The following is a 13,755-nucleotide window of genomic DNA, read 5'->3' on the forward strand; positions in this document are numbered from 1 at the left end:
TTCTAATTTTGTTAAAATGAATCCTAACGAGAATTTAATTGCTAAATTTTACACAGCTTTTGCAAATGCTGATTTCGAAACAATGAGCGAATGCTATCATCCTAAAATTCATTTTATAGACCCAATTTTTGGTCTTTTGAAAGAAGAAATGGTTTCTAGAATGTGGGAAATGCTAATTTTAAAAAGCAAAGGAAATCTCAAAATTGAATTTTCAAATATCAAAGCAGATGAATTTTCAGGAACTGCCCATTGGATGGCCACTTATAATTTTAGTAAAACAAACAGAAAAGTAATTAATAGGGTTTCGGCTGAATTTATTTTTCAGGATGGATTAATTATTAAACACACTGATAATTTTGATGTTTGGAAATGGTCAAAACAAGCTTTCGGATTTACCGGATATATATTAGGGTGGACTGGTTTCTTTCAGGACAATATAAAAGAACAGGCTTTACTTTCTCTTAAAAAGTTTCAATTGCCCAACTTAACTAATTCATAAATAAAAAATCTTGTTATTTAATGCCCAATATTTTCTAACTCTTTTGGATCATGTTTATGTTTAAATAAGACAGCAAAAGCTATTGCAATAAGTAAAGCATAAGTTGCAAAAGATAGCCATATATTGTGCCAGTCTTTCATTAAAACAGGATTAGCAAAAATTCCATCTGTTGAAATTGAATTTCCCTGAGATTTTACAAAATTCACCATTTTTGAATTTGAAATATCTGTCTCCAAAAATGCTGCAAGTTCTTTCGTATTTAAAAAAGACTTTGTAAAATATTTATCAATAGCCCAACCTGATGTCAAACTTCCTAAAACCGCTCCTACTCCATTAGTCATCATCATAAACAGTCCTTGCGCCGAAGAACGAATTTTAGAATCTGTGTTGCTTTCTACAAATAATGATCCTGAAATATTGAAAAAATCAAACGCCATTCCATAAACAATACAAGATAAAATAATCATCCATAAACCAGTAACAGGATCTCCAAAAGCAAATAATCCAAAGCGTAAAACCCATGCCAGCATACTGATCAACATCACTTGTTTAATTCCGAAACGTCTTAAAAAAAATGGAATTGCCAGAATAAATAAAGTTTCAGATACTTGAGATATCGACATAATAATTGTCGAATATTTAATCACGAATGAATCAGCATATTTTGGAAAATGTTTAAACTCATCCAAAAAAACATCACCATAAGCGTTTGTTAATTGTAATGCACCACCAAGAAACATTGAAAACACAAAAAAAAGCGCCATTTTATAGTTTCCAAATAATTTAAAGGCTTCTAAGCCTAAAGTTTCTACCCAGGAAGCATCTTCTTTAGTCAAACGTTGAGGTTGACATTTTGGCAATGTAAAAGAGTAAATTCCTAAAATAAAAGCCCCAATTCCGGCTATATAAAACTGATACTCGGTTGCTTTGCTGCCACTCAAATTCGTAATCCACATGGCTGCAATAAAACCTATAGTTCCCCAAACCCGAATAGGTGGAAAATCTTTTACTATATTTTTGTTATTTAATTTAAGTGAAGTATAAGATATGGAGTTACTTAAAGCAATTGTTGGCATATAACAGCACATTGCTGCAAGCATAACATAAATAAAATTTTCAGGAGTAGTAACCTGAGCAATACTAAATAATATTACAGCATATAAAATATGTAATACACCATAAAGTTTTTCAGCATTTATCCATCTATCGGCAATAATTCCAGTTAAGGTGGGCATAAATAAAGAGGCAATTCCCATGGTTCCAAAAACAAGACCAAATTGGGTACCTTCCCAGTTTTTAGTTCCAAACCAATAATTTCCAATTGTAATTAACCAGGCTCCCCAAACAAAAAATTGAAGAAAGCTCATTACAATTAATCTGTTTTTAATTCCCATATGATGAAATTGTCTTTAAAATAAATGAAGCGGTAAAACTACCATTAAAAATGAAATCTACAAATAATTAAGAAATTTTAACAACCTCTTTTACCAATTCCAAAACAGCTGTAAATTGTTCTTCCTTGTTTAAATATGAGTTATCAATTTCAATGGCATCTTCAGCTATTACTAAAGGGGAATCTTCACGGTGTGTATCTATATAATCCCTTTCAACTACATTTTTTAAAACTTCTTCATAAGATACATCATCACCTTTTTGTTTTAATTCATCAAAACGTCTTTGTGCACGGGTTTCAGCACTTGCGGTCATAAAAATTTTAAGTTCAGCTTTAGGAAAAACCACAGTTCCAATATCTCTCCCATCCATTACGATAGCCTTATTGGTTCCCATTTGCTGTTGCTGCTCTACTAATTTTGAACGAACTTCAGAAACTTCGGCTACTTTACTCACAAAACTGGAAACTTCTATGGTACGGATTTGTTTTTCTACATTTTCTCCATTCAGGTACATTTCTGCAAAGCCTAAATCAGCATTGTACTTAAATTCTAATTGAATTTTAGGAAGTGAATCAATTAAAGCTGTTTTATCAAAAAAATCCGCCTTGATAAAGTTATTTTTCATTGCAAAAAAAGCAACTGCCCGGTACATTGCTCCAGTGTCTACATAAACATAAGCGAGTTCCTTGGCCAATTGTTTTGCTAAAGTGCTTTTCCCGGTTGATGAAAAGCCGTCAATAGCAATGGTAATGTTTTTCAAAGTGCTGATTTTAAATTAAGGCGTTTTATTTGTTTTTAGTAATAAATATCTAAAAGGATGTTTGATTTTGAAGAATCTATGATTTTTTCAATTCTTTTAAAAAATTGTTCATTAACCATTGGACAACCATGGCTACGGCTGATATAATGATCTTGTTCTTCGTATGGGACTGCTGAATAATGATGTAAAACAATTGCTCTTTTGAAAGCATTGCTATTGGTTTCGTCCAAGCCAAATAATCGATATGCTTTTCCAAAAATTCCTTTATAATTATTGCCGATAGAATATCTTCCTAACGAAGTACAATTTGAATCAGGCATATTACTAAATTTCAAATCTCCCTTAATTCCTGTCTCTGAACCACATCCGTGAGCAACAAGACCCTGATCTAAAATTTTATTATTTTGCAAATCATAAACGAAAAAACGATTTTTTCCGGATGGAATCCTCATATCGACAAAAAAAGCAATTTTAGAGTTGTATTTGGAGCCAACTTCTAACATTGATTTCATTTCTTCAATTCTAAAATTAATCCTTTCTATTTCAAGACTATTAGGTTCATCTTTAAAGTATGGCTTTGAGCTAATAAATAAACCAGAAAGTACTACAACTAAAATTAAATTAAATATTTTCATATAAAATCATTATTGAAGATTAATATTTAAACCAAAAAGACTTGTATTTGCTGCTAATGTATATTTAGAATACGAATAATTAAATTTTAATCGATTCATTTTTAATCCAAAACCTAAAGAAACTCCTGAAAAATTACGCTGTTCCTCAATTCTTAATTCTTCTGCTCTTCTAAAATTATATCCTAATCGAATATTAAAAGCTTTTTGAGGAAAAAGTTCTACACCAAAAACTACATGTCTCAAAGCGTTATTTACAAATGAAACTTTGTCTTCCTGTGTTGAACCATCAATATTACTTTCTGACCGGACAGGGTTCGAAAAAGAAATATTCCACTGTTGCAAATTTTCTAACGAAAGATGCCATCTAATTGGAACATGATCTAATTCTTGTGAAACACCTGCAATAATCTCAAGAGGAAGCTTTTCTTTTAAACCTGAATAAGTCGTAAATTGAGTTCCAATATTACGTATTGCCAGTGCCCAGTTTACATCGTTTCTTTCGTCAATGAACAAAAAACCTAAATCTAATGCACCGCCTACAGAATTATAAGTTTCTAAAGTAGATGTAATTAACTTCGCATTTGCCCCAAAATGTATGTCTGTATAAGGGATATTGTATGCATAACCTATTGAAAGAGCTCCTTCACTACCTGTAAATTCTGAAGTAGTCTGACCATTTTCGTCATATCCTTCGAAAGTACCGTAATTCACATAACTAATACCTGCATAAAAGGTTTGCACATGTCTATCATAAGTATAAGCATAAGAAGCGGTTCCATAAGATGCCTCACCATAATAATTACCGTAATTCATTGCTAAATGATTGTCCATATCTGCATTTAATGTGGCTGGATTAAACATTACCTGATTAACATCTTCATCATAAATTGTAATCGATTTTCCTCCTAAAGCCGCCTGTCTTGGTGAAGTTGTTAAATTTAAAAATTGATACACATACCGACCTCCTATTTGACCAAAAGAAACGGAATTTACCAAAAACAAAAAAGACAGAACAAATTTTTTCAACATGTTTGTTAAGAGCTTAATCTGCATTATAACGGAGATATGAAGATAAAATTATAATTCTGTAACATTTATGTTTTAAAATATAATTTCTAAATAGATTTTTTTTATTTAAACAAGACAAAAATACAAAAAAACATATAAGTATTTTAAAAAAAAACAAATTCTAAAAAACTGAAAATTACAGTCGAATTTAGAATCTGGATTTTTTAAAATATGAAAATCAAATATTTACATAAAAAATTTATAAATTTAATTTATCAACATCATTATAATGCACTTTTTGAATGATAGTGCCATTATGAATAACAATTATACTTGGATTAGCTCTTTCGATAGTTTTTAAAGCTGTTGCATCACAAAAATAGAAGTCTATATTCAAACCGTATTCTTTTTTTGCTTTTGCAATTTCTTCAGCTCCTGAAGCAGTCATGGCAACCACTTTATAACCTTTAGATTGAGCTTCTTTATTTAAAGCTTCTAATTTTTTCATTCCAGCTGGTTCCGATAAAGTCAAATCATAAGTAACGAAAAGTAATAATTTAGGTTCTTTCAACAATTCCTCTTTATAATCAGAATCACCTTTTGTCATGGTGAAGTCGTGAATTGGCGGCACATAACCTTCCATAATTATTTTGTCTTTTCGATCAACAAAAGTCGCTCCTTCAGGAATATTCATTAAATCTTTTTCGGTAAATTCTTTATCAACGCCATTTACTTTGTAAATGAAAATCATTTCAACTACAGATTTTGGGGCACCTTCAGGAATTTCCATTCCTTTCTTTATATTAGTCCCAACTTTATAAGGACGGAAATCTTTTATCGGATTATGATTCAGAACCCAGACTGCCATAAATGCACATAAAAAAACACTCACATAAACAGCAAAATTAGTTTGTGGAGTTGAAAATAATGGCTTTACTAATTTTTGATTAAAGAATAAAATTAAGATAAAGAAAAGCAATATCACATCTTTAGTAAACGATTGCCAAGGCGTTAAATGTAAAGCGTCTCCAAAACAACCACAATCTTTTACTACATCAAAATAAGCTGAGTAGAACGTAAGGAAGGTAAAGAAAACGATTAAGAGTAATAAAGCCCAAATCGTAATTTTAGTTTTATAACCAACCAGTAACATTACACCTAAAACTACTTCTAAAATCACTAAAAAAATTGCTAGTCCTAAAGCCAATGGCTCTAAAAATGGCATATTAAAAACCGGCTCGCTAAAATACTCTGCTAACTTATAAGAGAAACCAACAGGATCATTTAGTTTTATTAGTCCGGAAATTATAAATAGTATGCCGACAAATAAGCGTGAGAATTGGGTAATGATATTTTTCATTTTTAAAATTTGGGATTTAATTTGAAATTTATTCTTTTAGCGAAATAGGGTTCAGAATCAGAGCAAAAACAGCATAATTAATAATATCCTGATAATTGGCATCAATACCTTCAGAAACCAAAGTTTTTCCTTTATTATCTTCAATTTGTTTTACCCGAAGCAGTTTCTGAATAATCAAATCAGTTAACGAACTTACACGCATATCACGCCAGGCTTCTCCATAATCATGATTTTTGGCTTCCATTAGTTCTTTGGTTAGTTTAATTTTAGCATCGTATAATTGGGTTGCTTTTGCAACATCCAAATCAGGCTGATCTGCAATTCCTAATTCTAATTGAATCAATGCCATAATCGAATAATTGATAATTCCGATGAATTCTCCTTTCTCATCTTCATCCACTTTTCGGATTTCATTTTCCTGTAAACTTCTGATTCTTTGTGCTTTTATGAATATTTGATCAGTTAAAGAAGGCAGTCTTAAAATTCTCCATGCACTACCATAATCTTTCATTTTATTGATATATAGTGTACGACAAACTGTAATTACATTATCAAATTCAAGGGAAGTATTCTTCATTTATTACTGTATATTTGCTAAAATTTCTTCAAAAATAAGGATTTTTTTAAGAGTTTCAAGTTTCAGCTTTTCTTTGTTGCATGTTTTTTCTAAACAAATTGTTAATGGCTATAACTGAAACTCGAAACTTAAACAAAATAACTAAACAGATGCTGATAAACTGCAAAGGTCAACTTATTGATTTATCAATTCCTAAAGTGATGGGGATTTTGAATGTGACGCCGAATTCCTTTTTTGATGGAGGAAAATACAAAAATGAAGCTGAAATTATTTCTCAAGTACAAAAAATGCTAACTGATGGTGCTACATTTATAGACATTGGTGCTTATTCAAGTAAACCAAGTGCTGAATTTGTTTCTGAAAAAAATGAAATTGAGCGTATTGTTCCTGTAATAGAATTGGTTTTAAAACATTTTCCGGAAACATTATTATCAATCGATACTTTTAGATCTGAAGTCGCAAAAATAAGCATAGAAAATGGTGCTGCTATTATAAACGATATTTCAGCAGGAGAATTAGATGATAAAATGTTTGGCGTTATTGCACAATATAATGTTCCTTATATAATGATGCACATGCGTGGAAACCCTCAGACAATGCAGAGTCTAACAAAATATGATGATATTGCAAAAGAAATGCTTTTCTATTTTTCTGAAAAAGTACAACAAGCCAGAAGGCTCGGAATTAACGATTTAATTTTAGATCCGGGTTTTGGGTTTGCCAAAACTAACGATCAAAATTATGAAGTTTTACAAAAAATGGAACTTTTTAATTCGTTAGATTTACCGGTTTTGACTGGAGTTTCAAGAAAGTCAATGATTTATAAAACACTTGATAATTCTGCTCAGGAAGCTTTAAACGGAACTACAGTTATTAATACAATTGCTTTGACAAAAGGGGCAAAAATACTTCGGGTTCACGATGTTAAAGAAGCGATGGAATGCGTGACTTTGTTAAATAAAATAAGTTTAAAAGAAGCCTCCTATTGAAACTTCTTTTAAACTTAACTTTAAAAAATTTATTTTTAATTATTTATAAACTACTCCAACTTTTGCTGCAGTTGCTTTAGCCTGTGGAATCAATGATTTTAAATTAGCAATTCTAGTGGCATCAGACGGGTGGGTGCTTAAAAATTCAGGAGTTCCAGATCCTCCTTTAGCAGACATCCTGGTCCAAAATGCAATGGAATCATCAGGATTGTATCCTGCAATTGCCATAAGTGTCAAACCAATTTTATCTGCTTCGCTTTCATTACTCCTGCTAAAAGGCAGCATCACGCCTACCTCTGAGCCCAGCCCATAATATTTTTGCCACATTTCCTGGTTTTCTGCACTTTGCCCTCCGGTTGCAACTGCTACTCCAACTGCACCTAATTGCTGTAATTGTGCTGCACTCATTCTTTGCGCACCATGATTTGCCAAAGCGTGAGAAACCTCATGTCCCATAACGGTAGCCAAACCTGCTTCATCTTGTGTAATTGGCAAAATACCGGAATACACCACGATTTTACCTCCCGGTAAACACCATGCATTTACCTCTTTGTTATCTACTAATTTATATTCCCAACGATAGTCTTTAAGATATTGTGTTTGTCCTAAATAAGTTAAATATTTTTCGGCTGCTGCTTTAATTCTGAACCCTACAGCTTCTACTTTTTTTGCATCAGAAGTTCCTGAAATCACTTTATTTTCTTTTAGAAAAGTGTCATACTGTTGAAAAGAAGAAGGAAATAATTCGCTATTAGAAACAAAATTAAGATTCTTTTTGCCTGTTAGAGGATTTGTAGCACAGGAAAAAACTACTAATATAAGAGCCGTTATGGATAAATATTTTTTCATAATTTTTATGTTTTAGAATAGAGTAAAATTAGTGTGTTTTCCATATTATATTTTATACAATTTTTAAGTAAAGTAGTATAATTTTAACTTTTAAATTAACACATTTCGAAAGTTCGTTTTAAATAAAGATTTTAAAATAAAAAAAGATGAAACCCAAAGGCTCCATCTCTTAATGTGTATTTTGCAATTTATTTAGTAAGTAGCAACTCTCTGTATTTAGTTAAAGTCCAGGTTTCATCATCAACCAATAATTCTAGTTTATCACAATGATTACGAATATCATCAAAATAAGGTATCACTTTATTGCAATATGCTTCTGCCATTTTTTGGGCATCTGTTAAATGGTTTGCCGTTCTTCGTTCGTTTGTCATAGCGGCAACTTTTGAATTGATATTTTCAATATGACTTGAAATTTCTTTGATTAAAATAATTTGTTCTTTTGCAATAGTTTCAAATTCTTTCCCGAAAATTTCTTTCAGGCCTTTTACATTTTCAATTAAGGTATTTTGATAACGAATAGCAGTTGGAATTACATGATTTCTTGCAATATCTCCTAAAACTCTTCCTTCAATCTGGATTTTCTTAGTATATTCTTCTAATTCTATTTCGTAACGTGCTTCTGCTTCTACATGATTTAGAATTCCTAATTCTGAAAATAAATCTAATGCTTGTTTAGAAACTTTCGCTTTGATTGCTTCCGGAGTCGTTTTAAAATTACTTAAACCTCTTTTGGCTGCTTCTTTCTCCCATGTATCACTATATCCATCACCTTCGAAAAGGATTTTTTTAGATTGTTTTATATACTCTCTTAAAACATTAAAGATAGCTTCGTCTTTTTTCAATCCTTTAGTATCAATCAAATTATCTACTTCAACTTTAAAATCTTTTAATTGTTTGGCAACAATAGCATTTAAAGTAGTCATGGCATTCGAACAGTTTGAATTTGATCCTACTGCCCTGAATTCGAATTTATTTCCTGTAAAAGCAAAAGGGGAAGTTCTGTTTCTGTCGGTGTTGTCCAAAAGTACATCCGGAATTTTACCTACTACATTCAGTTTTAAGTCTGTTTTTTCTTCAGGAGATAATTTACCGGTAGTTACGCTTTCCAATTCAGATAAGACCTTTGTTAATTGTTCGCCGATAAAAACCGAAATAATAGCCGGCGGTGCTTCATTTGCTCCTAACCTGTGATCATTACTGGCTGTTGCGATAGAAGCTCTCAATAAAGTTTCGTAATCATTTACCGCTTTTATGGTATTAATAAAGAAAGTTAAAAACTGTAAATTACTCATTGGTGTTTTACTCGGACTCAATAAATTTACCCCGGTATCAGTCGCCAGAGACCAGTTATTATGTTTTCCTGAACCGTTTACGCCTTTAAAAGGTTTTTCATGAAACAAAACTTTAAAATCATGGCGCTCTGCTACTTTTTGCATTACATCCATCAATAAAGAATTATGATCTACGGCTAGATTTGTTTCTTCGAAAATTGGAGCCAGCTCAAACTGATTTGGAGCTACTTCGTTATGACGTGTTTTTACCGGAATTCCCAGTAACATACATTCCTGTTCTAAATCTCTCATGTACGTTAAAGCACGAGTAGGAATAGATCCAAAATAATGATCATCCAATTGTTGTCCTTTTGCGGAAGTATGTCCCAATAAAGTTCTTCCAGTCATCATTAAATCAGGACGGGAGTTTGCCAGCGCTTTATCAATTAAAAAGTATTCCTGCTCCCAGCCTAAAGTTGCCGTTACTTTTTTGACATTTTTATCAAAATATCTACAAACCTCAGTTGCCGCTTCATCCATTGCAGATAAAGCTCTTAACAACGGAATCTTATTGTCTAAGGCTTCACCTGTATAAGCAATAAAAACGGTTGGAATACATAAAGTAGTTCCGTAAATAAATGCCGGAGAAGTTGGATCCCAGGCCGTATAACCTCTGGCTTCAAAAGTATTTCTGATTCCTCCGTTCGGAAAACTGGATGCATCAGGTTCTTGCTGTACTAATTGTGCTCCGCCAAATTTTTCTACAGGATCGCTTCCGTCATAAGAAGTTTCAAAAAAAGCATCGTGTTTTTCTGCAGTAGTTCCGGTAAGTGGCTGGAACCAGTGTGTATAATGAGTAACACCTTTTGACAAAGCCCATTCCTTCATTCCCATGGCAATGTAATCTGCCAGCTTTCTATCTATTTTAGTTCCGTGCTGAATAGCATCCCTCACTCCTTTTAAAGCATCTGAAGTTAAAAATTGCTTCATAGCTTTCTCATTAAAAACATTTGCCCCAAAAAGAGATGACTTTTTATCAATTTCTTCAAAATGTATTGGCTTTCTTGACGAAGCTTCTTTTAAGGCTTGAAAACGTAATGTTGACATGTATATAATTTTAAAAATTGGTAATAACTTGATTTAAAATAAGAGGAACAAATATAAAGAATAAAAAGGCCTTTTTTTAAAGATATTCATAGAATTTTGAAAAGCAATTTTTCAATAAAAGGCTCTATTTATAAAGAATACTGAGTGCTTTTTGAAAAAATATAACAAAACAGGTGGATATTACTGAGGAAACAAACAATTTTTCATAAATTAGATAGAAATAAATTTAAAAAACCCATGTGTTTATTACGAATTTATTTTTTAAACATTAAAAAATTGCTATTTTTTAAATATACCCCATACAAAATTGCGCTTATCTAAAAAATTATGAGTAGCGAAACAAAATGCACCCCCTAATTTTTATGCCTAAAAAAATAAATCTATATTTGACCCAGAGAAAAAAAACAAAAAAATTAATTTATATTATTATGGCTAAAATTAAGTTAGAGTACATTTGGTTAGATGGATATGAACCAACTCAAAATCTTAGAAGTAAAACTAAAGTTGAAGATCACGAAAATTTCAAAGGGACATTAGAAGAACTTGGAAACTGGTCATTTGATGGTTCATCAACAAGACAAGCTGAAGGAGGATCTTCTGACTGTTTATTAGTTCCTGTTGCTATTTATCCTGATCCAACTCGTATAAACGGATACCTTGTAATGTCAGAAGTTATGTATGCTGACGGCACACCACACCCTTCTAACGGAAGAGCTACAATTGATGATGATAATGATGATTTTTGGTTTGGTTTCGAACAAGAATATTTCATCATGGATACTAAAACTTTATTGCCATTAGGTTTCCCTGTTGGAGGTTATCCTGCTCCACAAGGTATGTACTACTGCTCTGTAGGTGGAAAAAACACGCATGGAAGAAAATTAGTTGAAGAACATGCTGATTTATGTATTGCTGCCGGACTTAACTTTGAAGGAATTAACCAAGAGGTTGCTTGTGGACAATGGGAATTCCAATTATTTGCTAAAGGTGCTAAAAAAGCCGGAGATGAAATCTGGGTTGCGCGTTACCTTTTAGATCGTTTGACTGAAAAATATGGTTACTATATCGAATATCACCCAAAACCATTAGGAGATACAGACTGGAATGGTTCAGGCATGCATGCTAACTTCTCTAACGAGGTGTTAAGAACTTGCGGAGATCAAGCTACTTACGAAAGAATCTGCGAAGCTTTCCGTCCTGTTACTGCTGAGCATATTGCGGTTTACGGAGCTTACAACGATCAACGTTTAACTGGTAAGCACGAAACTGCATCTATCCACGATTTCTCTTATGGAGTTTCAGACAGAGGATGTTCTATCAGAATTCCTTTAATGACTGTTCAAAAAGGATGGAAAGGATGGTTGGAAGACAGAAGACCAGCTTCAAACGGAGATCCATACAAAATTGCAGCCAGAATTATCAAAACTGTAAAATCAGCGTTGTAACTCATAATTCAAATTATACTAAAAGTGCCATTGTTATTGATGGCACTTTTTTTTGTCTATAGTTATTTTAAAAAAAATCTACCCAGTTTAATTAATATTAAAAAAAAATGCCAGTTCGAGCAGATAGCATAAAAAACTTTACTATCCAAAACACCTAAATATTAACTAAAATTTGAAAGTAATATTCTAATAATTTAATTTTTAAGTTAGATTCCAAGAACTATCTTTGTAAATCATTTAAAAAATATCTTAATAATGGTTTGGATTTTCTTTTTATTAGCTGTCGTACTTATTCTTGCTTTAGACTTGGGCGTTTTCAATAAAAACCCACATATCATCAGTACCAAAGAAGCTAGTAAGTGGACATTGATTTGGGTAACATTGTCATTTCTTTTTTCCGGTGTTATTTACTGGCTTTACACAACCGATTACATTGCAAATCCTGATAAACTAAAACCTGCCGTGGCCTCCATGAAGTTTATTACAGGTTATTTAATTGAATTATCCCTAAGTGTTGATAATATTTTTGTGATTGCCATCATTTTCGCTTCTTTCAAAATACCTCAAAAATACCAGCACCGTGTTTTATTCTGGGGAATCCTAGGAGCTGTAATCTTCCGTGGATTAATGATTTTCTTTGGCGTAATGTTAATTAATAAATTTACCTGGACTACTTATTTATTTGGAGCTTTTTTATTATTTACTGCTATAAAAATGTTATTATCTGGTGAAGATGAAGATTTTCAGCCAAAAGATTCTTTTGTATATAAAACATTAGGTAAAATTATTCCGATGACAGCAGAAATGGAAGGCGAGAAATTTTTCATATCAACAAAAACCGCAAAAAAAGCAGCTACTCCGCTATTCGTTGCCTTAATTGTGATTGAAGTAATGGATGTTTTATTTGCTGTTGACAGCGTTCCGGCAATTTTAGCCATTACATCAGATCCGTTTTTGGTGTTTAGCTCTAATATTTTCGCCATTTTAGGATTACGTTCTATGTATTTCTTTTTAGCAAACATGCTGGCTAAATTCAGTTATTTGGAATATAGCCTGATTGCTATCTTAAGCTTCGTGGGATTAAAAATGCTGCTTCACGATTATATTCACGTTCCGGAATGGGCTTCTTTAGGATTTATTGCACTATCGCTTTTGGTTGGGATTTTGGTTTCATTGAAATTTGGTAAAGAGAAAGAATTAACGGATTTAGATTTGGACTAAGTTCTAAAAACATATTCATAAAAAAAGGAAATCTTGCGATTTCCTTTTTTTTATGAATAATTCAACTAATCTATTTTCTTAACATTACTATCATCAATATTATATCTTTCAATAACAGCATTATAATCGGAATAATCTGGTTTAGCTTTCTTCGCATTTACTCCATCATTACCTATAATAATAACAACTCTAAAAGTTTTTCCTAATCTAAAACTACTTGGCAGTTGAGAATAATCACTTAAACTACCTTTAATAAAAATTCTAAATTGATTATAAGTAAATGTATAATTATATTGAGCAGTTTCTAAACCATTATTAAAGTAATAAACTTGAGGTAATAATGCCCAAGTATCAACGCCACCTGTACTAACTAATTCATATACTAAAATGTTATCTCCAGAAAGCATTACAGGATCCAGAGGATAAGTAACTGAATAGCCGTTTCCTGCAGTAAAGTCTGGACCAACTTCAAAAACTTCCGCTTCGCTTTGTGGCCCTACTGGTCCCGGAGGTCCTTCAGGCCCCTCGCAACTCGAAAACACTGTTAATCCAACAACTGCAAAAAGTATCAATATCTTTTTCATAATTTTTTATATTTAAAGTTTATATTTTAAAGGTAAACCAAAAATCAAACCAAAAA

Annotated in this window: 13 protein-coding genes; 4 read left to right on the top strand and 9 right to left on the bottom strand. The window is 32.0% G+C overall.

What is annotated here, in order from left to right:
- Positions 1-16 precede the first annotated feature (16 nt).
- Complete coding sequence (locus ACEN2I_RS06790) at positions 17-499, top strand: nuclear transport factor 2 family protein (RefSeq protein WP_441765341.1); 483 nt, start codon at positions 17-19, stop codon at positions 497-499.
- 17 nt (positions 500-516) lie between these two features.
- Here the strand turns inward: ACEN2I_RS06790 and ACEN2I_RS06795 are convergent, their stop codons facing one another.
- The 6 genes from ACEN2I_RS06795 to ACEN2I_RS06820 form a co-directional block, all read right to left on the bottom strand.
- On the bottom strand, positions 517-1,893 hold the full coding sequence (locus ACEN2I_RS06795; protein WP_441765342.1) for a nucleoside permease: 1,377 nt from the start codon (positions 1,891-1,893) through the stop codon (positions 517-519).
- A 67-nt stretch (positions 1,894-1,960) separates the two neighbouring features.
- Positions 1,961-2,653, bottom strand: a complete 693-nt coding sequence (gene cmk / locus ACEN2I_RS06800) for a (d)CMP kinase (protein ID WP_441765343.1) — start codon at positions 2,651-2,653, stop codon at positions 1,961-1,963.
- Positions 2,654-2,688: 35 nt separating this feature from the next.
- A complete protein-coding gene (locus ACEN2I_RS06805; protein WP_441765344.1) occupies positions 2,689-3,288 on the bottom strand; it encodes a murein L,D-transpeptidase catalytic domain-containing protein in 600 nt (199 codons plus the stop codon).
- Between the two features lie 9 nt (positions 3,289-3,297).
- Entirely contained in the window at positions 3,298-4,317 is a 1,020-nt protein-coding gene (gene porQ / locus ACEN2I_RS06810) for a type IX secretion system protein PorQ (protein WP_441765345.1), read from the bottom strand.
- A 238-nt stretch (positions 4,318-4,555) separates the two neighbouring features.
- A complete protein-coding gene (locus ACEN2I_RS06815; RefSeq protein ID WP_441765346.1) occupies positions 4,556-5,656 on the bottom strand; it encodes a BT_3928 family protein in 1,101 nt (366 codons plus the stop codon).
- 28 nt (positions 5,657-5,684) lie between these two features.
- Positions 5,685-6,233 (bottom strand): DUF1599 domain-containing protein, encoded by a 549-nt coding sequence (locus ACEN2I_RS06820; protein ID WP_441765347.1) that lies wholly within the window; start codon positions 6,231-6,233, stop codon positions 5,685-5,687.
- 149 nt (positions 6,234-6,382) lie between these two features.
- On the opposite strand from ACEN2I_RS06820, the gene folP reads away from it, so the two are divergent.
- On the top strand, positions 6,383-7,222 hold the full coding sequence (folP, locus tag ACEN2I_RS06825) for a dihydropteroate synthase (RefSeq protein WP_441765348.1): 840 nt from the start codon (positions 6,383-6,385) through the stop codon (positions 7,220-7,222).
- A gap of 39 nt (positions 7,223-7,261) precedes the next feature.
- On the opposite strand, the gene ACEN2I_RS06830 is transcribed toward folP, so the two are convergent.
- Positions 7,262-8,071 carry a M48 family metallopeptidase gene (locus ACEN2I_RS06830; RefSeq protein WP_441765349.1) on the bottom strand — a complete coding sequence of 270 codons (810 nt, stop codon included), beginning with the start codon at positions 8,069-8,071 and terminating at the stop codon, positions 7,262-7,264.
- Between the two features lie 188 nt (positions 8,072-8,259).
- Positions 8,260-10,449: a glutamine synthetase III family protein gene (locus ACEN2I_RS06835; protein WP_441765350.1), complete on the bottom strand. Its 2,190-nt coding sequence runs from the start codon at positions 10,447-10,449 to the stop codon at positions 8,260-8,262.
- 428 nt (positions 10,450-10,877) lie between these two features.
- On the opposite strand from ACEN2I_RS06835, the gene ACEN2I_RS06840 reads away from it, so the two are divergent.
- Both ACEN2I_RS06840 and ACEN2I_RS06845 read left to right on the top strand, forming a co-directional pair.
- Entirely contained in the window at positions 10,878-11,894 is a 1,017-nt protein-coding gene (locus tag ACEN2I_RS06840) for a glutamine synthetase beta-grasp domain-containing protein (protein WP_441765351.1), read from the top strand.
- Between the two features lie 252 nt (positions 11,895-12,146).
- Positions 12,147-13,115 (top strand): TerC family protein, encoded by a 969-nt coding sequence (locus tag ACEN2I_RS06845; RefSeq protein ID WP_441765430.1) that lies wholly within the window; start codon positions 12,147-12,149, stop codon positions 13,113-13,115.
- Positions 13,116-13,180: 65 nt separating this feature from the next.
- On the opposite strand, the gene ACEN2I_RS06850 is transcribed toward ACEN2I_RS06845, so the two are convergent.
- Positions 13,181-13,699 (bottom strand): hypothetical protein, encoded by a 519-nt coding sequence (locus ACEN2I_RS06850; RefSeq protein WP_441765352.1) that lies wholly within the window; start codon positions 13,697-13,699, stop codon positions 13,181-13,183.
- Positions 13,700-13,755 lie beyond the last annotated feature (56 nt).

This window comes from Flavobacterium sp. W22_SRS_FK3, from assembly GCF_052113665.1.
In the GTDB taxonomy this organism is placed as follows: domain Bacteria; phylum Bacteroidota; class Bacteroidia; order Flavobacteriales; family Flavobacteriaceae; genus Flavobacterium.